17 protein-coding genes are annotated in these 25,472 nt (G+C 68.1%); 11 read left to right on the top strand and 6 right to left on the bottom strand.

Annotated features, from left to right (window positions below; translation table 11 throughout):
• Positions 1-21 precede the first annotated feature (21 nt).
• The 9 genes from nadD (at position 22) to LLH23_03855 (ending at position 9,324) form a co-directional block, all read left to right on the top strand.
• Positions 22-651, top strand: a complete 630-nt coding sequence (nadD, locus tag LLH23_03895) for a nicotinate-nucleotide adenylyltransferase (GenBank protein MCE5237615.1) — start codon at positions 22-24, stop codon at positions 649-651.
• A 22-nt stretch (positions 652-673) separates the two neighbouring features.
• Positions 674-1,906 (top strand): LCP family protein, encoded by a 1,233-nt coding sequence (locus LLH23_03890; protein ID MCE5237614.1) that lies wholly within the window; start codon positions 674-676, stop codon positions 1,904-1,906.
• 37 nt (positions 1,907-1,943) lie between these two features.
• Positions 1,944-3,224 carry an LCP family protein gene (locus tag LLH23_03885; protein ID MCE5237613.1) on the top strand — a complete coding sequence of 427 codons (1,281 nt, stop codon included), beginning with the start codon at positions 1,944-1,946 and terminating at the stop codon, positions 3,222-3,224.
• Positions 3,193-3,549 carry a ribosome silencing factor gene (gene rsfS / locus LLH23_03880; protein MCE5237612.1) on the top strand — a complete coding sequence of 119 codons (357 nt, stop codon included), beginning with the start codon at positions 3,193-3,195 and terminating at the stop codon, positions 3,547-3,549. Before LLH23_03885 ends, rsfS begins: the two co-directional genes overlap by 32 nt.
• A complete protein-coding gene (locus LLH23_03875; GenBank protein ID MCE5237611.1) occupies positions 3,546-4,268 on the top strand; it encodes a hypothetical protein in 723 nt (240 codons plus the stop codon). The genes rsfS and LLH23_03875 overlap by 4 nt, the downstream gene beginning before the upstream one ends.
• Positions 4,269-4,788: 520 nt before the next feature.
• Positions 4,789-6,081 (top strand): hypothetical protein, encoded by a 1,293-nt coding sequence (locus tag LLH23_03870; GenBank protein ID MCE5237610.1) that lies wholly within the window; start codon positions 4,789-4,791, stop codon positions 6,079-6,081.
• A gap of 106 nt (positions 6,082-6,187) precedes the next feature.
• Positions 6,188-8,611: an ATP-dependent DNA helicase RecG gene (gene recG / locus LLH23_03865; protein ID MCE5237609.1), complete on the top strand. Its 2,424-nt coding sequence runs from the start codon at positions 6,188-6,190 to the stop codon at positions 8,609-8,611.
• Positions 8,612-8,686: 75 nt separating this feature from the next.
• Entirely contained in the window at positions 8,687-8,914 is a 228-nt protein-coding gene (locus LLH23_03860) for a type II toxin-antitoxin system PrlF family antitoxin (protein MCE5237608.1), read from the top strand.
• A complete protein-coding gene (locus tag LLH23_03855) occupies positions 8,911-9,324 on the top strand; it encodes a type II toxin-antitoxin system VapC family toxin (protein MCE5237607.1) in 414 nt (137 codons plus the stop codon). Before LLH23_03860 ends, LLH23_03855 begins: the two co-directional genes overlap by 4 nt.
• Here the strand turns inward: LLH23_03855 and LLH23_03850 are convergent.
• Entirely contained in the window at positions 9,313-13,179 is a 3,867-nt protein-coding gene (locus LLH23_03850; protein MCE5237606.1) for a carbohydrate-binding family 9-like protein, read from the bottom strand. The genes LLH23_03855 and LLH23_03850 overlap by 12 nt on opposite strands.
• 121 nt (positions 13,180-13,300) lie before the next feature.
• Between LLH23_03850 and LLH23_03845 the strand changes: the two genes are divergently transcribed.
• Positions 13,301-15,622 carry a hypothetical protein gene (locus LLH23_03845; protein MCE5237605.1) on the top strand — a complete coding sequence of 774 codons (2,322 nt, stop codon included), beginning with the start codon at positions 13,301-13,303 and terminating at the stop codon, positions 15,620-15,622.
• A gap of 119 nt (positions 15,623-15,741) precedes the next feature.
• Here LLH23_03845 and LLH23_03840 read toward each other — a convergent pair whose 3' ends face one another.
• The 3 genes from LLH23_03840 to LLH23_03830 form a co-directional block, all read right to left on the bottom strand.
• Positions 15,742-18,429 carry a right-handed parallel beta-helix repeat-containing protein gene (locus LLH23_03840; GenBank protein ID MCE5237604.1) on the bottom strand — a complete coding sequence of 896 codons (2,688 nt, stop codon included), beginning with the start codon at positions 18,427-18,429 and terminating at the stop codon, positions 15,742-15,744.
• Entirely contained in the window at positions 18,417-19,766 is a 1,350-nt protein-coding gene (locus tag LLH23_03835; protein ID MCE5237603.1) for a radical SAM protein, read from the bottom strand. Before LLH23_03835 ends, LLH23_03840 begins: the two co-directional genes overlap by 13 nt.
• A 134-nt stretch (positions 19,767-19,900) precedes the next feature.
• On the bottom strand, positions 19,901-20,575 hold the full coding sequence (locus tag LLH23_03830; GenBank protein ID MCE5237602.1) for a DUF1559 domain-containing protein: 675 nt from the start codon (positions 20,573-20,575) through the stop codon (positions 19,901-19,903).
• 201 nt (positions 20,576-20,776) lie between these two features.
• Between LLH23_03830 and mutS the strand changes: the two genes are divergently transcribed.
• Positions 20,777-23,626, top strand: coding sequence for a DNA mismatch repair protein MutS (gene mutS, locus LLH23_03825; GenBank protein ID MCE5237601.1), 2,850 nt, complete (start codon positions 20,777-20,779; stop codon positions 23,624-23,626).
• Between the two features lie 48 nt (positions 23,627-23,674).
• On the opposite strand, the gene LLH23_03820 is transcribed toward mutS, so the two are convergent.
• Together LLH23_03820 and LLH23_03815 are read right to left on the bottom strand one after the other, a co-directional pair.
• Complete coding sequence (locus LLH23_03820) at positions 23,675-24,208, bottom strand: hypothetical protein (protein MCE5237600.1); 534 nt, start codon at positions 24,206-24,208, stop codon at positions 23,675-23,677.
• Complete coding sequence (locus LLH23_03815) at positions 24,198-24,992, bottom strand: abortive infection family protein (protein ID MCE5237599.1); 795 nt, start codon at positions 24,990-24,992, stop codon at positions 24,198-24,200. Before LLH23_03815 ends, LLH23_03820 begins: the two co-directional genes overlap by 11 nt.
• Between the last annotated feature and the right edge of the window lie 480 nt (positions 24,993-25,472).

Genomic DNA, 25,472 nt, shown 5'->3' with positions numbered 1-25,472 from the left:
GTTGGGGTTAGAATCCCGAGGATGATCGGGTGCGGCGCCGATGGGGCAGTGACCAGCGTGGCCGTCATGGGCGGGACCTTCGATCCCATCCATCACGGCCACCTTTTTGCTGCGGAGGAAGTTGCCGCGCATTTCGGCCTGTCGCAGGTCATCTTCATGCCCTGCCGCCAGCCGCCGCACAAGCCTGCCGGCGCCGTCTCTCCGGCCGAGCACCGCTACCAGATGACCGCCCTGGCGGTGGCGAGCAACCCGCGCTTCACCGTGTCGCGACTGGAACTGGAGCGCGCGGGGCCCTCGTACACCATCGAGACGTTGCGCGAGCTGCGGCGGCAGCGGGGCGCGGCGTTGGAGATCTTCTTCATCACCGGCGCCGATGCCGTGCTGGAGATCATGACCTGGCGGGAGCCTGACGCGGTGCTCGACGAGTGCCGCCTGGTGGCCGTGCACCGCCCCGGCTATGACCTGGACAAGCTGGCACGGGTGCTGGGGCCGGAGCGGGCAGCCAAGGTCGAGCCGTTGGCGGTCAAGACACTCGACATCTCATCCACCGAGCTGCGGCAGCGCATAGCGCAGGGGCAGTCCATTCGCTACCTGACGCCGGAGGCCGTGAGCGACTACATTCAAGAGAATGGCCTGTATCGGGGACGGTAGCATCTCGCCCCCTGTCACCACCATGTCCGCCTTCCGCAACTTCCTGATCTACGTGCTTGCCGGGGCGGTCGTCGCCATCGGCGGCGTCACGCTGCACGACCACTCGGCCCTCGCCGGCACCGGCACGCCGGAGGGGTCGGTGCTCGAGACGCTGCCGCCGCCCTTCGCCGGGGTAGAGCGGTTGCGGCTTGTGCTGATGGGGGCCGACGACCGCGAGGAGCGCGGGCGCTCCGACACGCTGATGGTACTGCAGGTCGCCCCGGCGACCGACCGGGCCACGCTCCTGTCCATCCCGCGCGATCTGCGCGCCGAGATCCCCGGCCATGGCGCCCAGAAGATCAACCACGCCTACCACTTCGGCGGCGTGCAACTGACCCGCCGCACGGTCGAGGAGCTCCTGGACATCTCGACCGACGGGTACATCAAGATCAATATCCAGGGCTTCGTGAAGGCGGTGGACCTCCTCGGCGGCGTTGATCTGGAGGTGGAGGATGTGGAGGGCAAGGGCCGGGGGATGAACTACGACTGCCCGCAGGACGGTCTGGTCATCCACCTCAAGCCGGGCTACCAGCACCTGACCGGCTACAAGGCGATGGGCTACGTACGCTACCGCCTGTCGAACATTCCCGGCAAGGGGGGCACGGACTTCGACCGGGCCAAGCGACAGCAGAAGCTACTCAAGGCCCTGATCGCCCAGAAGCTCCGGGTGACGAAGCTCCCGGCGCTCTACCAGGCCGGGCGCGCCATCCAGCGCTGCGTGCAGACCAACCTGTCGTGGCGGGAGCTACTCGACCTGGCCCGCTTCATGCGCGAGCTGCAGCCCGGCGCGCTCAAGAGCCTGACACTGCCCGGCAATGATGCGCGCATCGGCGGCGTCTATTACTGTGTGCTGGATGACGACGAGTACCAGCAGATGATGGCCGAGGCCGAGCGGTTCCTGCAGGGCGCGGGGCAGGGCGATATGGAGCCGACGCGGGTCGAGGTCCTCAACGGCTCCGGCGTCACGGGCGCCGCGGCCGAGGCCGCTGACAAGCTCAAGTCCGAGGGCTTCGTCGTGGTCCGGGTTGGCAACGCCCCCACCGCAGGGCACCAGCAGACGACGGTGCTGTACCGCGGCGACATGCAGGCAGAGGCCCAACGCCTGACGACGGCGCTGGGCGCGGGGACCATCCAGGAAGATGTCGGCGCCGGGGAGGCGCCGCCGGGCACAGCCCAGATACAGGTGACGATCGGCAAGGACCTCGCGCACCCGTAGCCGCACCGGCTCTCGAATTCTCATTTCCCGGGTATCCATGACCAAGCACACGACCAAGGACTTCTTCGTCTACTTCATGGCGACACTCATCGTGGCGGCCGGCGGCTTCGGCCTGTACGATGATGTCGCCGTGTCTGCCGGGGGGCTGTCCCCTGACCAGGGCAGCCAGGGCAAGCTGGCCGCGCTGCCCGAACCGTTTGCGGGTGTGTCGCAGTTGCGGCTGGTGCTCATGGGCGCCGACGACCGCCCCGGCGAGGTCGGCCGCTCCGACACCCTCATGGTGCTCTGGCTGAACCCCACCCTCAAGCGCGGGGCGATCATGTCCATCCCGCGCGACACGCGCTGCGACATCCCCGGCCACGGCAGCACCAAGATCAACCACTCGTACGCCTACGGCGGCCCGAAGCTTACGCTGCAGACGGTGCAACTGCTGCTGGGGACGCCCATAGACGGCTACATCAAGGTCAACTTCGAGGGCTTCGTGAAGGCCGTGGACACGCTCGGGGGCGTGGACCTGCTGGTGCGCGACATCGAGGGCGAGGGGCGGGGGATGAACTACGATGACAGTTGGGGCAACCTGCACATCCACCTCACCCCCGGCATGCACCACATGGACGGCTACACAGCCATGGGCTTCTGCCGCTACCGCAAGTCGAACTATGGGGGACTGGGTGACGGCGATGAGGGTCGCGCCGAACGGCAGCAGCAGTTCCTACGGGCCATCCTCGAGCAGAAGCTCCGCGTGACGAACCTCCCGGCGCTGCTGCGCGCGGGCGGGCAGATCATGGACTGTGTGGATACCTCGCTGTCGTGGCGGGAGTGCGCCGACCTGGGGCGGCTGCTCAAGGAGATGACCTCCACCGACATCACGTCAGTGACGCTGCCGGTGGCGGCGGCGCCCTCCGGCGGCATCTACTACTCACAGATCATCCCCGATGCTTTCAGCCGCATGCTGGACGACATTGACGACCACCTGGCCGGCCGGCCCGTCGCCGTTCGCGTAGTGCTGCTCAAGGACGGCACGGAGCGGCCCGGCTTGGCGACGGGGGCGGGCAAACTGCTGGCCGAGGCCGGCTTCAAGGTGACAGCCACCCAGCCCACGACCAAGACCGTCGCGTCCACCAAGGTCCTGTATCCCGAAGGGCAGAAGGACATGGCGACGGCTGCCGCCCTGGCGCTGGGGGCCGGCGAGACCGAGGAGCTGGATGACGAGCCCGAGGGGACCGCACCCAGCCTGCAGGTCATCCTGGGCCAGGACTACCGGCTGCCGAGCAGCCAAGGGAGGAATGACGCTGGACTCACGCCAGAAGGCAATTGAGATCGCCCGCGTAGCCCAGGACCGCGGCGCCCTGGACGTGGTCGCCCTCGACATGCGCGAGGTCATGACCATCACGGACTACTTCATCATCTGCCACGGCCGCTCGAAGGTGCACTGCCAGGCCGTCGCCGAGCGCATCGAAGAGAAGATGCGCGAGCAGGACGTGTTCCTCAAGCACAGTGAGGGCCTGCGCGACGGCGTTTGGATCATCCTGGACTATCTTGACGTGGTCGTGCACATCTTCGAAGAGGAGGCACGGCACTACTACGATCTGCGACGGCTGTGGATGGACGCCGAAGAGATCGAGGTGCCGTCACCCGCTTGAGTAACACCCCCCCCGATCCCGAACCGACGCCTGAAGCGGCAGAGGCCGACTTCGCCCGACTGGTGGACCAGGTCTCGCTGCATCTGCGCCTGGGCCGCCAGGCTGAGGCCGCGCGCGGGGCCGCGGAGCTGCTCAAGCGGTGGCCGGAGAGCACCACCACCCACGAACTCGCCGGCGATGTCGCCGCCGCCCACGGCCAAGTGGCCCGGGCGCGGCAGCACTACAAGTGCGCCCTGGAGATCGAGCCGGCCAACGCCGATGCCGAGCGCAAGTTCGGCACGGCCCTACTCGCCCAGACGCCCGAGGAGCGCCGGGCCGCGCTCATCCATGAGGTCATCGCCGACCCCTCCGCCCATCACGCCGGCGCCCGGCGACCCCTGAACGCCGTGCTCAACGCCCTGCTCTTCCCCGGTCTGGGGCAGCTCTACAACCGGGAACAGGAGAAGGGCCTGGGCATCCTGGGCGGGGCTGCGGTGGCTGTCATCTTGCTGCTCAGCGTCGTCATGCCCTATGTGAGCGCCAGCTTCACCCTCGGTAGCCCCAATGCCCGTGAGGCCCAGCGCGAGTCGGCGCAGGCCGTGGTGGATGGCACCAGTGCGGGTCAGTGGCTGCTGGTCATGATCTGCGGCCTGATCTACGTGGCCCTCTACGCCTGGGGGATTTTCGACGCCTGGAAACACGCCCACTCGGAGACCGAGCAGGCCCTGGGCATCCACTGAAGCACCACCCCGCTCTGCTGTCCCCTCGCCGATCGCTCACCCGCTGCGCGAGGCAGTGTTGGGACGCCCGACTGCCGCCCCCAGAATTCTCAAGATAATGTCCAGAACACCTAGAGGATTGCGCAAAGCCACCAGGAACTTGTACAATCGTGATGTGCTACTTGCCTGTGTCTGTCTGGCACGGGCAACACCATTGGACGAAGCCACAGGGGATAGGGGGCTGTACCGGGCGTAGTACCGGTGCCATCGCAGCAAGACCTCCGGCAACCTTCAGCAATGCTTACCATGACGCCCAAGGGGGTGGTGTCGGCGCGATTCCCGGGCCGATCACAGGTTCGTAGGCCCAGGCGACAGCAGTGTCTGGGGCCGCAAGGCCGCCAGGCACGCGATAGACCACGTGATCCTGATCCAGAGGAGAAAGATGATGCGATGGACTGACAGGCTCTGCGCCATGGTTCTGCTTGCGGCAGCGTGTTCATGGTTTGCCGGTTGTGGGGGCGGAGGAGAGGGTGGCAGTCGGGTGAGGACGGAAGCAGCCGGGCCGGTGGATTACCTGGCCTGGGTGGAGCACCCGGGGAGCCCGGTGCTCAACCCCGGCGCCAGCACGTACTACCCCTGCGTCCTGCTCGAGGGTGGCGCCTACAAGATGTGGGTGATGTCCGGCGGCATGCGCCTGTTCGCCTCCGCCGATGGCCTCTCGTGGGGGGCCGGGGTGCCGTGCACCGGGCTGCCATCCGGCGTCTATCACGCTCAGGTGATCCACAACCCGGACACTGGCAACTACGAGATGTGGTACTGGACCTTGACGATATACGCGATCACCGGCATTGGGCACGCCGTGTCCACCGACGGCGTCAACTGGACGGGGGCCGGCGTGTGTGCCCAGTTGCCGGCGCCGAATCGGCTGATCACCGGCTCCGGGCTCACGCGCGGCACGTACGGCCCCTGCCAGGTGTTCTACAACCCCTCCGGCCTGAGCGTCCTCGACCCCGAAAACCTCTTCGCTAACAAGTACGTCATGTACTACGACCAGACGGACGGCGGCCGGGAGACGATCGGTCTCGCCGCCTCGGCTGATGGCGTGCTCTGGGGCGTGCCCTCCGCGCTGGAGGGGAAGCAGGTACTGGGCCTGGGCGCGTCAGGCGCCTGGGATGACACATATGCCACCTTCTGCGCGGTCTTCCAGGACGGCGGCGAGTACCGCATGTTCTACAGCGGCGGCCGCACGCGCGGGCATGAGGGCATCGGGTATGCCCATTCGCTGGATGGGATCAGCTGGACCAAGCACCCCACGCCCATCTTCAGTATCAGTGACGGGGTTGCCTGGCGTTCGTCGCGAACGTACACGCCCAGCATCGTGCTGACCGGCTCCGAGGCGAGGATGTACTTCACCGGCGAAGGCTCTCTCGGCCGAGGGATCGGGTTGGCGACGCTGCCGATGACGCCCCCGGACACGACGCCACCAACCATCACGCTCAGCCCTGCCGCGCCAGCGATACTGTGGCCACCGAACCACAAGGCGATTGACGTGCTGGTGACCGGGAGCATAAGGGACGGCGAATCGGGTGTGCAGACCGCCACGTTGGCGGTCACCGACGAGTATGGCGAGGCGTCCCAGAGCCTTGACCTCACTGGCTCGCTCGGGCCTGACGGCTCGTTCAGCGCCACGGTGTCGCTGATCGCCTGGCGCAACGGCAACGACCGCGACGGTCGCACCTACACCATCACCGTCAGTGCGACGGATCAGGCGGGCAACGCCTCGCCGGACGCGACCATGACGGTGTGCTGTCCGCACGATCAGGGGGCGAAGTAGCACCCACGGCGGCAGGCACGGGATCGGCACGGTGATGGATGCGCCGGTCCCGTGCTGCCGAACCGGGCAGGCGAGGGTGCGCTCTGCCACGAATGAACAGTCCTCAATGCGCCCCTCCCCGCCCGCCAACCAGCCCTGGCGCTTGCCCACGCAGGCGCTGCAGCTCGAGCGTCGGCAGAACTACGCCGATCGCGCGATCGTCGGTGGGCTTGCCGGCCTCGTGCAACAGTGGGTGGACCGGGCGGCAGCGCACATAGCGGACCCTGGCCTGCGGGACGCGCTGGCGCGTCTGCGGGTCGAGGCCGATCGCTATGCCGAGATGGGCCTGCCACAGCGCAAGGCCTTCGTCACCGAGGTCGAGCGTCTCGGGGGCCTGGTCGAGCGCACGGCCACCAGCGGGGTCGTTCCCCTCTCCGGAGCAAAGCGTAGCGACGCGAGGGAGAGGGGCAGGGGTGAGGACGCCGTCGGCCCTCGGCAGGGCCCCCTGCGCTGGGGCTCCCCCCTGCTGCATCTTCCCGGCATCGGCCCGGCCCGCGCCGAGGCCCTCGCCCGCGTCGGCCTGTCCACGGTCGGCGACCTGCTGCAGTACTACCCCTTCCGCTACGAGGACCGACGCGAGCCGCAGCCCGTGCGCCTGCTGCAGCACCGCCAGTCGGCCTGCCTCCTCGTCACCGTGACGGCCGAGGGCCGTGTCGCCTTCAAGGCCGGACAGAAGCTCGCACTCGTCCCCGCGACCGACGGTAGCGACCCCATCAGTCTGACCTGGTTCAACCAGCCGTACCGGGCGACGCAGTTCGAGCCCGGCACGAAGCTGGTGGTCACCGGCCAGGTCCGCCTGCACAAGGGCGAGGCGTCGCTGGCGGTCAGCGAGGTGGAGATCATCCGGGACGAGGAGCTCAACGTCCGCCGTATCGTGCCCCTTTACAGCGCGCCGCCGTTCTCGCAGGTCGTGATGCGCAAGCTGGTGCTGGCGGCGCTGCAGGCCTGCACGGACTACCCCGAGAGCCGCGTGCCCGGCGAGATCACCGAGCGGCGGCGGCTCATGCCCCTGGCGCTGGCGTACCGCGAGGTGCACCTGCCGACCAACCACGAGACACTCCGGGCGGCTCGGGCACGCCTGGCGTATGACGAGCTGTTCCTGCTGCAGGTGCGGCTGGCCCAGCGGCGGCGTGAGGCGAAGGTGACGGTGGAGCCCTCGGCGCTGCCGACCGAGGGGGTGCTCGAGGAGTTGTGCGAGGCTCTGCCCTTTGCCCTGACCGGGGCGCAGGAGCGCGTCATCGGCGAGGTGCTCGACGACCTGTGCCGGCCCGAAGCGGCCAGCCGCCTGATCCACGGCGATGTCGGGGCGGGCAAGACGGTCGTAGCGGCCGCGGCGCTGCTGGCTGCGGTGCGCGCGGGCAAGCAGGGGGTGATGATGGCCCCCACCGAGCTGCTCGCCGAGCAGCACTGCCGGACGCTGACAGAGCTGCTGGCGCCGCTGGACGTACGGCCGGTGCTGCTGACGGGCAGCCTCAACGGCGCGGCGAAGCGCCAGGTGCAAGAACAGATCGCGTCGGGGCAGGCTCCGCTGATCGTGGGCACCCACGCGGTGTTCCAGGAGAGCGTGCAGTTCGCCGACCTCGCCGTCGCCGTCATTGACGAGCAGCACCGCTTCGGGGTGCGCCAGCGCGCCCTCCTGGTGGGCAAGGGTCTGCGCCCCAATGTCCTCATCATGAGCGCGACGCCCATCCCACGCACGCTGGCCCTGACGGCCTACGGCGACTTCGATGTCTCCATCCTCGACGAGTTGCCGCCCGGCCGCCGACCGGTGCATACGGAGCTGCTCACGCTGCGCGAGGAGCGCCGGGCCTTCCGCATGGTCTCCGACGTGGTCGAGCGCGGGCGGCAGGCCTACCTGGTCTGCCCGATCATCGAGGCGGATGAGAACCGGCGGCTGGCGGCCGCGCAGGACCTGTACGAGCGCTTCCGGCGCGGCATCTTCCCCAGCCTGCGCCTGGCGCTGGTGCATGGCCGCATGGACGCCGCGGAGCGCGAGCAGACCATGGAACGCTTCCGGGCGGGGGAACTGGAGGCACTGGTGGCGACGACGGTGATCGAGGTCGGTGTGGATGTCCCCAACGCCATCTGCATGGTCATCATGAATGCGGAGATGTTCGGGCTGGCGCAGCTACACCAACTGCGGGGACGGGTGGCGCGCAGCCACGACCAGGCCTACTGCCTGCTCGTGACCGGGGCGAAGGACCTGGACGTGATCGAGCGCCTGCAGGTGCTCGAGCGCACCAACGACGGCTTCCTGGTGGCGGAAGAGGACTTGCGGCGGCGCGGACCCGGCGAGATGGCCGGCAGCCGCCAGAGCGGCCTGCCGGACCTGCGCATGGCCGACCTGCTGGCCGACACGGCGACCCTCGCCCAGGCCCGCGAGGACGCCTTTGCGCTGGTAGATGACGACCCCGACCTGGAGCGTGACGAGCACCGCGAGCTACGCCAGTGGCTGCGCGAGCGCCCGTTCGGCGGGGACTGGGCGCTGTAGCGCCAGACGGTTGACAGACCGCGACGCCCGCGGTATGATTCTGGAAGTACGAAGTACATACCGACGGAGGATGACATGAGCGCCGTGGGTGAGCGGGGGCAGGTGACGATCCCGAAGGCCATTCGGGATCAGCTCGGCTTGATGAAGGGCGTCGAGGTGGAGTTCGAACTTCTGCCTGACGGGGTCAAGGTTACCAAGCGGAACGGCAAGGAGAGTGTGTTTGCCCGTTACGAGGGCTACCTCGCTGACCGCTGGGTGATCGGCGACATTGACCAGTACCTCAAGGAGAGCCGCGGCCGATGATCACGGCAGTCGACAGTTGCATCCTGTTCGACCTGTTCTCGCCGGATGTGGACTGGCGCCGCCGCGCCCGTCTGGCGCTCGAGGACGCCGACAGCGCAGGCAGACTCGTCATCTGTGAGGTGGTCTACGCTGAGTTGAGGCCGCTGTTCCGCAGCACCGTCGAACTCGACGACACGCTGACGCAGTTGCATGTCTGCTTCGCGCCTTCATCGGAACACAGCGCGGCTGTGGCGGGTGAAGCCTGGGGCAACTACCGCCGGCGGGGCGGCCCCAGGGAGCGCCTCATCGCCGACTTCCTCGTCGGCGCCCACGCCCTCATCCACGCCGACCGCCTGCTGACCCGCGACAAGCGCTTCTATAGCGGGTGCTTCCGGCATCTGCGACTGATGGGGACCGGATCACCGGCGTAGCACCACCGCCTCCGCCTCGCCCGGCTCCAGCGTGAGCTCTACCGTCACCCCGGCGCTGAGCTTCCGCCCGCCGTAGAACTCCTCCCCACTCCCCCAATCGCGTGGCAACGCGGCCTTCAGGCTCAGCGGCTTGCTGCTCTGGTTCATGAAGCACACCAGCGTCGTGCCCTCATGCTGGAGCGCCTCCACCTGCGCCGGCGGCAGGCCGGGCAGGGACACGTGCTTGCCCTTCAGGAACACCGGCTCGTACCGGGCCACCAGCCGCGTCGTCTCCCCCATCGCCAACCAGCTTCGCCCGTCCAGTTCCGTGCGCTCGTACACGAGCACGCCGCCGGTGCTGTCGAGCAACGTGCGCAGCAGCCAGGCCTTCGTCAGCGCCGTGACCGGCGTGAGGATGTCCCGCTCATAGGGCGTCAGCAGCAATCCGCCGATCAGCGGGATGCCCTGCAGGGCATCTACCGTGGCCGTGATGGCCTCCACGGGCCGGCCGTAGCCGCAGCCCGCGCGGTCGCAGCCTCGCTCCTGGCCGACATACCGCCAGTCCACGCCGTAGCGCTCCGCGTTGTCCGGGGTGGCGTAGCCGCTGTAGGTGCTGAACTTCGTGGTGGGCGACAGCTCGTGGATGGTCTGCCGGAACAGGCCGAACATCCTGGCCACGCGCCGGGCCATGAAGTCCACCCACTGGGCCCCGTACTGCTTGCGGATGACCTCGCCGTCGAGCGTCTGCAGCGCCGACAGCTTCGCGAACTCGCGGAAGGCCTTCAGGCACCGGCCGCAGTAGCACGAGTGGTGGCTGGTGAAGGGCGGGTACTCGAAGTCATAGTCCAGCGTGTGCGGCTTGATCGTGTCGAGCTTCTCCTGCAGGCAGGCGCGCACGGCGCCCCAGCCGCCGCCGAGCAGCTCCGTCATGCACATGTACTGGTCGCTGACCTTGCCCTTGGCGTCCACGAGGCGCTGGTCGGGATGCTCCTTGAGGTAGGGCGCCAGATTCAGCGACCACGACTGGAAGCCGATACCCACCGTGTGCTCCAGGCCGAAGCGCGGGGCGTTGTCCGACGTCCAGCGGTCGCCAGCCACGATGTCATTGAAGCCTGCCTTCTGGGCACAGGCCATGACCTGCTCGCGCATCGGCAGGTCGTCCATGTTCGACAGCCACCCGCCCCATAGCTGCCACACCAGCGTCTTGCACTGCGCCCCCCGGACCTCCGGCAGTATTCGCACGCGGATCGTCTGCGGCGCCTCAATCACGCTGCCGCCATTGGCCTGCGACCAGTAGACGAAACCAGAGTCGGTGGGCGCCGTTGTCGTTGCCGTTCCCCCTCCCTTCAGGGAGGGGGCAGGGGGTAGGGCGCCGTTCGCAGGCGCCTTCACAAACGCCTCGAACTCCGACATGATGTAGTGCCGCCCCGGCACGATCGGCTGGTCGGCGCTGATCTTCGCCACCCGCATCTTCTTGCCCAGCACCGTCTGCTCGCCCAGTTGCGTTGTCGTCCACTTCGGGATGCCGGTGCGGTTGGTGGCGTAGAAGCCCGTGCTGCCGAGCACCTCGAAGCCCGGCGGCACGGCGAGGAACGTCTCCCACTGGTCGAGCTTGCGCCCCTTGAGGCCCTCGGTGCGGAAGACCAGGTGCTGAGTGACGCCCTGCGCGAGGGTGTAGGCCGGCTCCGGCGTCGGCCACACGCGCGTCTTCTCATACAGGAGCGTCCGGCGCAGTACCAGGGCCTTCCCCTGCTCGCCGACGACCGGCCCAAGCTGCGGGTGCTGCCCCACCTGCGGTGCGGCGGTCCATGTGCCCTCATCGGTGGCGGGGCTGAGTGCGTCCTTCGTGTCGGCCGGGGCCATCTTCCACCCGGAGGCGTCGCAGCGCCACTCGCCGACCTGGCAGCCGACGGCTGCCGTGCCCTGCGCCAGCCGCAACGCCAGCACATTGAGGCCCTTCTCCAGCGCGATCTGCACCTTGGCGCCGCTGGCGGACGCGCCGCTGGCGACCGACTGCCCGTTCACGAACAGCTCGTACGGCCCCTCACAGGCCAGCGTCAGGTCGGCGAAGGACGACTTGACCCCCTGCGGCAGCAGCGGCGTGAGGACCAGCGGCTGCAGGCTGGCGCCATCGAGCGCGCCGTAGGCGGTCTGCAGGTCCGCGTCGGCGGGCACGTCGAAGGGCGAGACGTAGTGCCACGCAGTCCCGCCGCCGGACCGCACCTCCGCGAAGCTCGTGACGGGGGCCTGGCTGTCAGTACTCGGGGGCGGGAGGACGTTGCCCCGCGCCTTCAGAGCCGCCGGGGGCTGCAGGGCCAGCGCCGACGCTGCGTCCACGAACACGAGCGTCCCGAGCGCCACCGGATCGTGGATGCCCTTGTCGGTCAGGTTCCAGACCGTCTGCTCCTTGCGCCCCCGGGCGGAGCGGGCGAAGCTCGCCCCCCAACTGCTCCCCACCGCCGGCTTGCCGCCCAGGTCGGCCCACGGGATGCGCAGCTCGGCCCACCAGCGCTTCTCCTCGATGCCGGCTCGGGTCGTGGCCTGCGAGTTCCACTTCACATCCCGCGACTCCCACAGGTCCGGTTCGGTGTCGGCCGCGTCGGTCAGCGTCCCCAGCGCGTTGACGGCGAACTCATAGACCCGCCTGGAGCCTTGCGGCTGGAGCAGCACCACCACACAGTCGTCGTCATACACCTCGCCGTCGCGCTGCGTGACTTTGGCCAGGAACTCGTGGCGGCGCTGCATGGCGGTGTCCAGCAGTGGCTCGGGGCAGTCGAAGCGGATGCTGAGGCCGGCGTCATCGTACGCCAGCCGCACTTCGGTGGGCGCCTGGGCCAGGGCGCGGCCGCTCACGGTCATGAAGCCGCTGATGACAGCCCCGGGTCCGAAGCCGTCGGTGGCCCGGCCGACCGCCACCAGCGGCCGCCGCCCGAGCAGCTCGGGCGACGCGGCCAACTGTTCCGGTGTCAGGTTGTCCTGGGTGCTGATGACCACGCTATCCACGCACACCCACCCGCGCGCCCCGGGGCCCCGGTTCGAGCAGAGGCCGAAGCGCTCGCCCAGCTCTCCGGCGGCGACCGGGGTGAACGTCAGCCACTCCCAGTCCGTCGTCTGCGTGGGCTTGAGCGTCCGCACGTACTGCGTGTTGCCGCCCTGCCACGTGACCAGCCGCCAGGTGTCCTTCTCGTCGCCACTGCGCACGCGGCAGGCGATGCTCAGGGGCTTGCTCGTACGCGGGCACGGCAGGTCGGCGAGGCTGACATACTGCTCGGACTGGGCCATCTTGCCGCCGAGGGCCTTCGGGTCGGGGGCGATGGTCTTCCCCGTGGGGGTGAAGTCCTCGGCTTCCAGCCGCCACGGCCCGACGGCCGCGTCACGTTGCGCCGCTGGCGGCGTGGTCGAGACGCGCACATTGTCCACCTCGAACACCGCGCCCGGCTGGACGTCGCGGGTGATGAAGTAGATGCTCAGGGCCTTGTCCGTGGCGATGAGGACCTTGGCGAGGGAGAGGTCCTGCCACTGGTCGCTCAGCGTCTTGGTTGTAGGCGCATAGAGCCAGCCGTTGCCCGACAGCAGGCAGAGCCAGACTTCGCCCTTGCCGCGCACAGCGGCCGTGACGGTCGCCAGGCGCGCCCCCGCCAGACCGGTGGCGGTGAGGGCGAGGCCCTCCAGCTTCTTCTGGCCGGGCAGCACGCCGCGCAGGTACCACTGCCCCGACGCCGCCCCGCCCTGCAGGCGCTCGATCTTCACATCGTCGGGGGCCCTGTGGTACGAGAAGGCGCCGCCGGTGTCGGCCTCAAAGTCCTGGCGGAAGTCCTGGGCGAAGCAGGGGCTCAGGGCCACGAACAGCAGCAACAGCCAGCAGAGAGTTCTCATCTTGCGCCTCGGGGCATGGAGTTGGCGGGTACTTCGCCACGGGCATGACCCGTCTCCTGCCTGCAGGCCGTCCCGTTGCAGATGTGGAAACCGTACAACACCCTACCGGGAGAGGATCCCCATGCCGAGGTCTCTGCCCCTCTGCCTGCTCGCGTGCTGTGCCACCCTTGCCGCCGCCGACGGCGTGCGCTTCGACATGGGCGGGCCGAGCACGCCGCTCGCGCCGGGCCATACGCGCGTCACGCCCGCGGACATGCTCGCCGATGGCAAGGCCTTCGGCTGGACGAAGACGCCGCTGACGTTCCTCTTCCGGGGCGAGCCGACCAACCCCTACCTGGCGCAGGGCCCGACCGGCCCGGAGTTCAGCCTGCTCTCGGATGCCGTGCTGTCGCTGGAGGAGAACACCTTTGTGTTCACGGTGCCGCCGGGGCGCTATGCCGTCACGGCCATCATCGGTGACCTGGCGTTGGGCGAGGGGCGGCCCGGCCAGTCCATCTGGGCCAACGGCACCCTCGTGGCCGACGAGGTGAGCACCGACGCTTCCGTCAAGGCCTTCACCTTCCCCGTGGACGCACCCGGGGGCCGGATCGAGCTGCGCTTCCGGTCCGACAGCACGCAGAGGTATGTCACCGTTGAGGCCGTCACCGCTGAGCCGCTGCCGGCAGGCCAGGACCTGGCCGTGACGATGAAACAGTACCCCGAGGGGCCGGTGCCAGTGGAGACCTACCGCGCCAACTGGCAGGCCGTGCAGGAGGCGCTGCTGGCCGACTGGGCCCAGGCCAAGCGCGAACTGGCGGCCGAGGGCGTGGACCTGACGTACTGGCAGAGCGAACTGGCGCGACTGCGGAAGCTCCCCGGCTATCGGACGTACTGGGGCTGGAGCCTCGGCGGGGGGGCGTGGGATCGCCTGGCCCAGAAGATCGGCACGCTCGACCTGTCCGCCCTGCTGGCGGCCTACCGCGAGATGGGCCTTGACGGCTTCTCCACCAACCAGAAGCTGATTGCCGACCAGTTGCGCGCGGCGGGCTTCGGCCATGCGGTCTCCGGCCATGCCGAGGCCTTCCCCGGCAACGACACGACCGGCATCACGCTCAACCTCATGCGCAACGCCGACGGCACGACGACGACGGTGGACAAGGTGTGGTCCAACTGTGCCCCGGAGGCCCGGGCGGCGTTCACGAAGCTCTGGCAGCAGACCCCGGGGGAGACGGCGCGCGGCGCCGAGTTCTTCCTGATTGACGAGCCCCGGGGCATGTGGGGCGCGGGGCGCTATGGCGATGTCAGCGCCCCGGCGCAGGCGGAGTTCCAGCGCTGGTGCGAGGCGAAGGGCTACCGCGACCTGCTCGGCAAGCCGATCCCCGACCGCGGGCGGACGCTGGCCTTCTACCGCTTCTACCAGTTCCGCCTCCAATCGGTCGCCGCGTTCATGCAGGCGGCGGTCAAGGGCGCGCCGGTCGAGACGATCCCGTCCCTGCCGGGCAATGGCAACATCGGCCCCGAGCAGATGAACCACGGCTGCCTGTGGCCACCGGCCCTCGCTCAGGCCGGCATGCAGACCGCCTGCTGGGCCTATGACAACCCCGCCTCGTGCAAGATGTACGCGGAGACGATCCGCATCGCCGAGGAGTACGGGGGGCAGGACACCATCGTGCCGCCCCAGTACCCCGAGGCGCACACGGCCGTGCAGGACCGCCCGATGAACACGGCCTGCATCAGCGCCCTGAACAGCCGGGTCATGCCCTGGCACTTCAACGGTCCCACGGTCGGCCCCGACCGCGTGGAGCGGATGAAGAACGTCCTCTACGCCTCGCGCCTCACCCACGCCACCAGCGGCCTGCGCCGCGCCCCCCTACTGTATGTATGGTGCCCCGAGTCGCTCGTCTACAACGATCTCGTCGAGATGAACGAGGCCGAGAAGGGGAACTGGCGCAAGGTCTGGCAGACGCTGTTTGACGCCAACCTGGACTACAGCGTCACCAACACGCTGGCCGTGCCGCGCAACTCGGTGGTGCTGTACGCGTGTGTGCGGCCGGTGCTGAGCGACGAGGAGTTCGCGCGGCTGCAGAAGTTCGTGAGCGACGGGGGGACGCTGCTCTGTGCCTTCGAGGGGACGCCGGAGCTGCCTGACGGCACGCCCCTCACCGCCTGGGGGGACCTCCCACAGCAGCGGCTGGTGCGGGTGACGCTGGAGCCGGCCGCGTTGCAGCAGGCCCTGGCCGGGCGCCCGCAGCGCCTCGCCTGGCCCGCCCTGCCGCCCGCGGTGAAGCTGTACCGCTATGTCACCGAGGTTGAGGGCCGGGCGTACCTGCTGAACAACACCGACCTGGAGGCGGCGGCGACGGTGAAGCTGCCGGTGACGCTGCACGACATGCTCAGCGGGCGGAACGCTGGCACGACAGTAACGATCCCGCCCGGGGGCTACGCCCTCCTGTCGCGGAGCTAGCGTGCTGTCCCGGTGATGGCTAGAGGCTATGCAGTAGGGCAGGCGGCTCGCCTGCCCGCGCGGGCGGGCCGCCCGCGCTACTGGGACCACATGGCCAATCGCGGGACACGACACTAGCGTCAGTTCTTCACCGGCTCCAGGACCACGTCGTCCACGTAGAACACGCTGGCTGCATTGGTGAGGCTGATGAACCCCAGCCACGCCAGTTGCTTGAACTTCGCGTCGCACGCGACACCCGCGAAGTCCTGCGGTTGCGCCCCGGGCAGCGCCACCTTCATGTCGTACGTCCCCGTGGCTTCCTTCCCCAGCTTGCAGGTGATCTCGAACGCGACCCACTGCTCGCGCGGGAGCTTCAGCAGCGGCCGGCCATTGGCCACGAGCTGGTCCTGGGCATCCACCTTCAGCGATGGCCCCACCCCGTACGGGTAGCCGCCGGTGCGCCACTCGATCCACGGCTCCGCCCCCGGCCCTACCCACAGCTTGAAGCGCACGCGCACCGTGCCCTTGTTCTGGTACGGCGAGTAGAACATGTGCGGGTCCCAGGTGTTCTTGAGGCCCGGCGCGTCGGCGAACTTCAGCGAGCGCCGGCCCGAGGCGGCCTGCTCGTCGCTGACGAGAATGCTGCCGCCGCCAATCTCGCCGGGGGCGTAGTAGGCCTCCTCAGCCGGCTGGCCCACGGGCGTCTTCTCGAAGTCCTCGGCGATGGTGCTGGGCTTGCGGTCCCCCGCCGGCGCCGGGAGCACCGTGGGCGGGAACTTCCGCCGCCGGGGCAGGTCGGTCCAGGCCCTGTCGCCGTACAGGCCGCAGACGCTGGTGTCGAAGGGCTGGAAGCCAAGCTTCGTGATCGCCGGGGAGGTGGGCTTGAGGGTGTAGTCGTCGTGTGCCGGGTCCACGAACTGCGGGTCGGCCACGAGCGAGTGAGTGTCCATCCCCCGCTCCTGCCAGTCCGCAAAGGTGTCCTGCATGAACAGCAGTTCGTTGCTGTCCGTGCGCCAGTACAGGTTGTTGTCCTGATCGGGCGTCGTGTCCGGCTCGGCGTCGTGCAGGAACAGGTCGCCCTGGGTCACGACGCAGATGTTGCGCTGGAAGACCGGCGAGGGCGGCTGCACGGGCTTGGCCCGCCACACGAGCTGGTTGGCGGCGCGGGTGAAGATGTTGTTGCGGATGACGTGCCCGAAGCCGCCGTTGTGCATCATCAGGCTGCCGCTGGAGGTGTTGTAGGCCAGGTTGTTCTCGACCGTGATGAGGTTGCTGTGGGCGTCCAGGTAGATGCCCCAGGCAATCAGCGGCGATTCGTAGGCGAAGACATCGTGGAACAGGTTGTTGCGGATGACTGTGCCCGGTGAGGTGCCCAGCATGTAGATGGCCCCGCCGTCGCTCAGCCGCCCCTTCACGACGTGGTGCACGTGGTTGTGCTCAATGAGGTTGCGCACAGCCTGCGTCTCGCCCGTGCCCCAGTTCCACCCGACCGAGATGCCCGTGTAGTACCCGTCGTGGATCTCGTTGTGGGTGATCCGGTTGTCGCTGCTCTGGAAGACGCACAGCCCCACGGCCCCGGCGTACACTTCGCCGTAGTCGTGCAGGTAGTTGTTGTCCAGGACGTGGCCCTCGCAGCGCAACTCGGGGCTGGGGGCCATGCCCGTCTCGCCCACGCGGATCAGGCCCGCCCCGCCGTCGTAGATGTGGCACTTCACGATCCGGCAGTGCTGGCTGCCGGTGCGCAACGCCACGCCGTAGGTGCCGAAGTGCGCCAGTTCACAGCCCTCCAGAGCGCAGTCGCGCGCCCCGGTGAAGGTGATCGCCCCCGGCGCCCGCCAGTCGGCCTGGGCATCGCTGTGACCCTCGGGCGGCAGCACCCAGTCGGCATGGCGGAAGATGAGGTTGCGGAAGGTCAGGTGCTCGACCGGCAGCCCCACCTTCGGCTCACCCGCCAGCCGCAGCAGCTCCGTCGCCACGGGTGCAACGACCTCGGTCTTGCCGGGTGTCTCGCCGGGCATGGGCACGTATGACAGCACCCCGGTCTCGCGGTTCAGATACCACTCGCCCGGCGCGTCGAGGCCCTCGTACACGTTCTCGATGTAGTAGCGCCGCTTGGGGCCGAAGTAGCGGAAGTGCCAGGCCGCCGGGCCGGTGAACTCGACGATGCTCTTCTCGGTGTCTACCGACTTGATGCGGTGCAGCGAAGTCTCCCACGAGTGATGCACGACGACCAGGGCGTCGCTCAGGTGCGTCCAGGGCCGGATGTCGCCCGGGTTGAAGATGAAGGCGCTGTTGGCGCGGGGGTCATTGGGGGTCTTGGGGTCGCGGTCGGCAGGGAACGTGCCGGCGATCTGGAGGAAGCCCTCATTGGGGATGCGGGCACGCTGTCGCCGCTGGCCGTTGACGAAAAGCTGGTTGAAGCCCCACTCCCCGGCGGCGACCTGCGGGATCGTCGTCTCCCACAGCTTGCCGTTCTGCCGCCACCCGGCAATGACGCGCCCGCCGTCAACGACGGCCTGCTCGCCCGCGTAGGCCGTCCATGTGACCGGGCAGTCGTTCGTGCCCGAGTCCTGAGGCGTGAAGACCAGAGGCGCGGTGAGGCGGTAGGTGCCGCCACGCAGCACGACCTTGACCGGCTGGGTCAAGCCCGCCGCGACGAGGGCCTGCACCTTCGCCTGCGCCGCCGGCAGCGTCGCCAGCGGAGCCTGCAGCGTGCCGGGGGCGGTGTCCTTGCCCCCCGGCGAGACGTAGACGGTCACTTCGGCCCTCACGGCGCCTCCCGCGACCCACAGGCATAGTGGCAGCAGCACAGCCGTCATCTTGGACATGTCGCGCCTCCGCCCTTGTCGTCATCATCTTCCAGCGGTGTGAACGTCGAGTGCGGGCAGCCCTCGGACGGGCTCAGCTTCCGCCCCGGCAACGCCACCGGGCTGCACCCGCAGAAGAACTTGTTCGGCTTCTGGCCCAGTTCGTCGGCCAGCTCGGTCCACATCTCTCGGCTCTCGGTGCTGATGTAAAGCAGCACCTGCGGGTCGTACTTGCGCACTTCGCGGATCAGGAACTGGTAGATCTCCTTGCGGACCGCGTGGGGGAAGGGGGCGCAGACATTGCCCTCCATCTCGTCGGCGGCCTGCCGGGCCGCCTCGACATACGCCGGATCGAGCGCGTCCAGCGGGATACGCTGCCCGAGCGCCTCCAGGCCCATCCACATGATGACACAGAAGCCCACCGACTCGGGCTGCGAGACCTTCATCATGTGCTCGATGGCCGCCGCGTAGTCCTCGCGCCAGCCCTTGATGGGAATCATGGGCTTGAACTTGTAGCGTACCGGCACGCCCATGGCGTTGAGCTTGCGGCCCGCCTCGAAGCGCGCGTAGGCATGGTCGCCGGTCCCCGGCTCGAAGGCCTCGGCGACGCGAGCGCCGGTCACGCTGAAGATGCCGATGAGCCGATCCTTGCGCTCCAGGTCGGCGATCCAGTCCACGTTCGGACCGGCGGAGTGGAAGTAGCCGTAGCGGTCGTACTCGGCCAGCTTCCTGGTGAACAGGTCGAAGGCGCCGTACTCGGGCTCGACGGTGATCTGGTCGGCGCTCCACCCGATCAGCCGGAAACACTTCTGCCAGGGCCGCATGGCGATGCTGCGCGGCACCACCACGTCCATGTAGTCCTCGACATTGAGCGACAGCGTGATGAACTGGCCGTCCTTGCCGTGGCCGCAGTACTGGCAGCCATGCGGGCAGCCGCACATGGTGCAGAAGTCGAAGGTCGGCCAGCACACGCGGTTCTGCTCCTGGTCCCGCTGGTAGGGGTGGTACTCACCGATGGGCTTGTAGTGCCCCATGATCTGCTGGGCGACGCTCTTGGGGGTGTTGTCGGGCCAGGATAGCAGCGTCTCGTCGGGGTCAGGCAGTTCGTCCTCCAGCCAGCCGGTGGTGAAGACGAGCGGGCGCATGAACCCCAGCGACACCCCCTCGGGTATCTCCTTGGGGGGCCAGCCGGAGACCAGCTCCTGGGTGACCTCGGCCAGGTTCTGCGGCTCGGCCCAGACGACTTCGCCGGCGGAGCGTCCGAGCGCGTCCAGCATCCGTTCCAGCCGCGCCATGCAGCGCGGGTCGTGCTTGATTGCGTGCCAGGCAATGAGCTTCAGGGGCTGCAGGGAATACATCGGAAGGAGGCCTCGTGTCGGGAGTGTGGTGCGACGGGGGAAGGTTCGCGAGGGGAGCGGGCAGACCTGCAAAGACAGCGGCGCAGGCATGTCGCCTGCGCCGCGAGGAGAGCGCAATGATGCCACAGAGGCCGTCAGTCGGCCTCGATGGACCAGTACTTGGCCGGCATGTTATACCGTCCGGCCCACTTCACGTGGCCGTCGTAGAACAGCAGATTGGAGCCATCGTTGTGGCGCATGCTGGGGGCGTAGCCGTCGTTGGCCCACGGCACGCTCACATCCGGCCCGGGCCAGTGGATATACCGTGGCCCCGGCCGCGCGCAACTGTCCGACTCCTGGACGTTCACTGTCTCCGCCGGCAGGGGAATCTGCGTGTCAGTGATGCACCAGGGCTGGGTGTTGTGGCCAGCGTCGCCATAGAAGTACCCCAGCTGCCGCGCGTAGCTGTAGATGCGCACCGGGTGGCTGGTGTAGCTCTGCTTGTAGCCCTGGCTGGGGCAGAACAGAATCTGCTGGTTCTTCACGTACGGCAGTGTGACCTCAGCCCAGGTGTAGCAGATGAGAACCGAGGGGTTGTACGGGTCCGGGTTGATGGCCGGTTGCGGGTAGCGGCAGTCCGGCGTCTTCTGGTCGTAGTCCTGCATGTACATGGCGAAGGCGATGCCGAGTTGCTTCATGTTGCTCTGGCAGGACGCCTGGCGCGCCTTCTCACGAGCCTTGGCGAAGACCGGGAAGAGGATGGCTGCCAGAATGGCGATGATGGCGATCACAACCAACAACTCGATGAGCGTGAAACCATGTCGTCCCATGGTGGGCCTCCTATGGGCGTGTCTGTCCGTGTTCTTCGCTGCATCTTGCCGGTTTCCTCCTGTGGGCCGTCAAGTGCTCTGCCGCTCCCGTTCCGCCGCGCCGGCTTGACCTGTCCCCCGAATGCCGTAAAATGGGGAGACTGAGCCGAAAGAACCCCGGAGGCCGCCCCCTTGCCGCCCCCAGACTCTGATCTCACCCCCATGTATCGCCAATGGGCGCAGGCCAAGCGCGACTTCCCCGACGTGCTCCTGCTCTTCCGCATGGGCGACTTCTATGAGATGTTCGGCGAGGATGCCGAAATCGGCGCCCGCGCCATGGGCCTGACCCTCACCTCCCGCAAGTACTCGGGCGAAAAGCGCATGCCCATGTGCGGCGTGCCCCACCACGCCCTGGATCGCTACCTGCGGATGCTGGTCGAGCAGGGCTTCCGGGCGGCCATCTGCGACCAGATGGAGGATCCCCGGCAGGCTAAGGGCCTCGTCAAGCGCCAGGTGACTCGGGTCGTCACACCCGGCACCCTGACCGAGGACGAACTGCTCCCGCCCGATGACCACAACTTCCTGGTGTCAGTCGCCACGCGGGGCGAGGCGGCGGGGATTGCGGCGGTGGATGTCTCGACGGGGGACTTCCTGGTGACGGAGGTCGCCGCAGGAGCGCCGGCTTCCAGCCGGCAAGCCGTCCCACCCCCCGGCCCCCTCCCCACGGGGGAGGGGGGGAACGGCACACCCGCGCTCCCAGTTGACCCGCCCACCGATAACCCCTTTGCTCCCGCCCTCGACGAGATCCGCCGTCTGGCCCCGGCTGAGATCATCCTGGCGGGTGACGACCCTCTGTCCGCGCCCCTGGGGGCGCTGGAGGGTGTGGCCATCACCACCCTCCCCGACGAGGAGCCGCAACTGCTGTCCGACGCCGAGCAGCTCTGCCGACACTTCGGCGTGGACAGCCTGCTGGGCTACGGCCTCGAGGGGCGCCCGGCGGGCATCGCCGCCGCCGCCCAGGCCCTGCGCTACCTGCTGGCCACCCACCTGCAGGCCCTGCCGCAGCTCACCGGCCTGTCGGTGTACTCCACCAGCCAGTTCATGCTCATTGACGCCACCACGCGGCGCAACCTGGAGCTGACCGAGAGCCTGCGCGGGGGCAAGCAGGCGACGCTGGTGCACTTGCTGGACAAGACGAAGACCCCGATGGGCGCGCGGCTGCTCAAGGACTGGGTGGTGCAGCCGCTGCTGGACCGGCAGCGCATTGAGCGCCGCCTGGCGGCCGTGGGCAACCTCGTGGCCGACGGCGTGCTGGCCGATGCCCTCCGCGAGCATCTGCGGAGCATCTACGACCTGGAGCGCCTCACCAGCCGCGTCACCGCCGGCACGGCCAATGCCCGCGACCTGCGCGCCCTGGGCCTGTCGCTCCAGCGCCTGCCGGAGTTGCGGCAGGAGCTGGCCGGTGCGCAGGCGGAACTGCTGCGGGAGCTACTGAGGGGACTGACGGAGCCCCCGACCGGAGGGATGTGGGAGGGGTCACCGACCCCGACCGGGGAGACATCCGGGTCGCGGTCGGTGACCGCTCCCACAGCGGAGGTAGCGCAGTCGGTGAGCGCTCCCACAGGCGCCCTCGACGGTCTCTCGGACCTCCTCGCCCGCGCCCTGGCGGACGATCCGCCCGTCACGATCACCGAGGGCGGGCTCATCCGCGAGGGCTTCTCGGCGGACCTGGACGAACTCCGCCACGCCGCCGCCCACGGCCGCGAGTGGATCGCCGAACTCCAGGACCGCGAGCGCGCCCGCACCGGCATCAAGAACCTCAAGATCGGCTTCAACCAGGTCTTCGGTTACTACCTCGAAGTCACCAAGAGCTTTGTGCAGTTCGTCCCCGACGACTACAACCGCAAGCAGACCCTGGCCAATGCGGAGCGATACATCACACCGGAACTGAAGGAATGGGAGAACAAGGTCCTGGGCGCCGATGAGCGCAGCCGCGACCTGGAGTACGAGCTGTTCGTCCAGGTCCGCACCGAGGCCGCGACCCATGCCGAGGCCCTCCTGGCGACCGCCCGGGCCCTGGCGCAGGTGGACGTGCTGTGCTCGCTGGCGCAGGCGGCGGTCGAGTACGGCTACAACCAGCCGGAGATCGTCGAGGGGGATGAGTTGCACATCGTGGCCGGCCGCCACCCGGTGGTGGAGCAGTCGGCCCCGGCCGTCGTGGGAGGGGTCACCGACCCCGACCGGCGCCGCTTCGGGGTCGGTGACCCCTCCCACGAGGCCTTCGTCCCCAACGACGCCCACCTCGACTGCCACGCCAGCCAACTGCTCATCCTCACCGGCCCGAACATGGCCGGCAAGTCCACGTATCTGCGCCAGGTGGCGCTCATCACACTCATGGCGCAGATGGGCAGCTTCGTGCCGGCCAAGTCCGCGCGCGTCGGCCTCGTGGACCGCATCTTCACCCGCGTGGGCGCCAGCGACGACCTCGCCACCGGCCAGTCCACCTTCATGGTGGAGATGACCGAGACCGCGAACATCCTGCACAACGCCACCGACCGCAGCCTCATCATCCTGGACGAGATCGGCCGCGGCACCTCGACCTTCGACGGCCTCTCCATCGCCTGGGCGGTGGCGGAGTACATCATCCGCCACGTCGGCGCCAAGACGCTCTTCGCCACGCACTACCACCACCTCAACGAGCTGGTGGAGATCCTGCCGCGGGTGCGCAACCTGCGGGTGTTGGTGAAGGAGGAGGGCGACCACATCACGTTCCTGCGCAAGATCGCCGAGGGCGGCACGGACCGCAGCTACGGCATCCAGGTTGCGCGCCTGGCGGGCCTGCCGCAGGAGGTAATCGCGCGCGCCAAGGAGGTCCTGCGCACCATCGAGCAGGAGGACCTGGCGGTGGCCCCGAGCAAGCAGGCCACGCAGCAGGTGGCCCCGCCCATGCAGCTTCACCTCTTCGAGTCCGCCCCGCACCCGGTAGTCGAGAAGCTCAAGCACGTGGACGTGGACACGCTGACGCCGGTGGAGGCGCTCCTGTTGCTGAAGGAGTTGCAGGAGGGGTTGTAGGCGCTGCCGAGTCGAGGATCAGGTGCACTCGTCGGCGCTCGCAGACTGCTATTCTGGCCTATGAGGAAAGCCGCACTCGGGGCAATGTACTGCTTCCACCCAGTCATGCTCGATCTTGATACTCAGGTCGCAGCACGGCAAGACACGTGTCAGCATGTCATCGCTCTCGGGCGCTATCCACGTCTCCTGTGAGGGAATATCGTGGCCCTTGAACTCGATGCTCAGCCCGCCTCCGTGGGCTCCCGAGAAGGTCCGCCTCATGGGTCCGATCAGTTCGCGGTTGATCATCTTCGCGACGACGTTGTGGGCCAGCGTGGTGAAGTAGTCAACCTGCTCGAGCGTCCACCAGTCGCCACTGCCTGCCTGCTGTCCGCAATAGGGGCAATGCAGGGCGGTCTCCTCACCTCCCTCGTCCTGTGACGTCGGTTCCGCTCCTACATCCACTAGCTGGCGCTCGAGAGCCGACGCGGCGTATGATTCCCTTTCGTCCTCTGGAATGAACACCTTGAACTGGCGGAGACAGAAGGGACACTGTCGCCGCAGATGACCATCGTCGAGGGGCAGACTAACCTCAATCTCCATCGGCGGCACGCTCCTTTTCCCGAGCGGCAAAACATCGCACGATGAACGTGCTGAGTGCGGCACTGGTCGTGATTGCGAGTTCGGCGACTGCTTCTGTTACTGTGGGAGGCACGACCCCCTTGCCGTGAGCGTCGCTGAGTTGGTTCCGCACATTGCCGAGCTGACCCACTGCTCCGGCAAGCGTGTTCAGCAGCCCAATCGGACCGGTCTCCTCTGCATACTCCTGCAGCCGAAGCAGTTCGCGGGTGGATTTCCAGAGCCCGGTCACGTCCTTGCTGTCTGGCAGCGACGCACCGAAGCGCTCATGGCACACACGCATGGTGCTTTCCAGAGAGGCGACGCTAGCCGTGATGCTGTCGTCGAGCTTGCCGTCGCGGATGGCTTGCCGCGCCTTCTCGAGATCCTGATATGCAGTATAGAAGTCCTGGTCGGCGAACAGGCCGCGTGCGCCCGTTACCGCCGTGCGTGTCGTTGGAGCAACGACAATGTCGCATGTTCGACAGTACTCGAGACTCGTTTCGCGCTTGCGGCGAACGCACAGTATGCTGTCCACCTCGGCCTGTGATCCGCCGCCCATTCGCCAAACCAAGATCTTGGCGGTCGAGGCGTCACACCCGACTTCCCGAAATATCTTACCGACGTCGCAAGCGGCGCAGATCTCGGACGTGACCTCGTTTGTACGGTGATCGCCCTGAGCGGCGCCGCGACAGATGAGTGTGCCTTGGCCAATGTGCTGCAGGTGGCAGTCTATGGGTAGTTCTTCGCAGGAGTCGGTGCTGCCCATCGTGGGGTGCCCCCATGCGGTTTGTCGGCGTCTGCCGGTATTGTACTCGTGCGCCAACCTTCGCCGCAACACTTCTCTGGGGATCGTGACACGTTCCCAGATCGATGCGCCAGTGCCTCAGGAGGTGCGAAGAGACCTCTCGGCCAAATCCCGTGCGTAATCTCGTTGTCTGCCGCCGCCAGTTCGCGTCCGCAGGACGCTCGGCGGCCCGCAGGGCCGTACCACAGCCCGGCGCTTCAGCGCCGGGGATCAGGCTGACCACCAACCACCACCGTCCGCAGGACGGTTGGCCGCAGGCCCGAACGACGTGCGGCTCTGGAGAGCCCCGCTCCTAACGGCGTCCTCACCCCTTGTATATTGGAACCGGGGCACTTTGACAGAGTCAGACATCTTGCTCGGGCGGCGCTCCGACGGGAGTGGTGCGCGGTAGGCCGTCTTTGACCCCTGGAGGCTCGACCTCGTGGGGCAGCTGGGTCGCCG

It is taken from the genome of bacterium (assembly GCA_021372615.1).
GTDB lineage: Bacteria > Armatimonadota > Zipacnadia > Zipacnadales > UBA11051 > JAJFUB01.
The sequence above is the reverse complement of the archived record's forward strand: the minus strand, read 5'-3'. Positions and strand labels throughout refer to the sequence as shown.

Bases quoted from the DNA above. Each gene is read 5' to 3' on its own strand.
- nadD (MCE5237615.1), top strand. From the start codon at position 22: ATGATCGGGTGCGGCGCCGATGGGGCAGTGACCAGCGTGGCCGTCATG.
- LLH23_03890 (MCE5237614.1), top strand. From the start codon at position 674: ATGTCCGCCTTCCGCAACTTCCTGATCTACGTGCTTGCCGGGGCGGTC.
- LLH23_03885 (MCE5237613.1), top strand. From the start codon at position 1,944: ATGACCAAGCACACGACCAAGGACTTCTTCGTCTACTTCATGGCGACA.
- rsfS (MCE5237612.1), top strand. From the start codon at position 3,193: ATGACGCTGGACTCACGCCAGAAGGCAATTGAGATCGCCCGCGTAGCC.
- recG (MCE5237609.1), top strand. From the start codon at position 6,188: ATGCGCCCCTCCCCGCCCGCCAACCAGCCCTGGCGCTTGCCCACGCAG.
- LLH23_03860 (MCE5237608.1), top strand. From the start codon at position 8,687: ATGAGCGCCGTGGGTGAGCGGGGGCAGGTGACGATCCCGAAGGCCATT.
- LLH23_03855 (MCE5237607.1), top strand. From the start codon at position 8,911: ATGATCACGGCAGTCGACAGTTGCATCCTGTTCGACCTGTTCTCGCCG.
- LLH23_03850 (MCE5237606.1), bottom strand. From the start codon at position 13,179: ATGAGAACTCTCTGCTGGCTGTTGCTGCTGTTCGTGGCCCTGAGCCCC.
- LLH23_03845 (MCE5237605.1), top strand. From the start codon at position 13,301: ATGCCGAGGTCTCTGCCCCTCTGCCTGCTCGCGTGCTGTGCCACCCTT.
- LLH23_03840 (MCE5237604.1), bottom strand. From the start codon at position 18,429: ATGTCCAAGATGACGGCTGTGCTGCTGCCACTATGCCTGTGGGTCGCG.
- LLH23_03835 (MCE5237603.1), bottom strand. From the start codon at position 19,766: ATGTATTCCCTGCAGCCCCTGAAGCTCATTGCCTGGCACGCAATCAAG.
- LLH23_03830 (MCE5237602.1), bottom strand. From the start codon at position 20,575: ATGGGACGACATGGTTTCACGCTCATCGAGTTGTTGGTTGTGATCGCC.
- mutS (MCE5237601.1), top strand. From the start codon at position 20,777: ATGTATCGCCAATGGGCGCAGGCCAAGCGCGACTTCCCCGACGTGCTC.
- LLH23_03820 (MCE5237600.1), bottom strand. From the start codon at position 24,208: ATGGAGATTGAGGTTAGTCTGCCCCTCGACGATGGTCATCTGCGGCGA.
- LLH23_03815 (MCE5237599.1), bottom strand. From the start codon at position 24,992: ATGGGCAGCACCGACTCCTGCGAAGAACTACCCATAGACTGCCACCTG.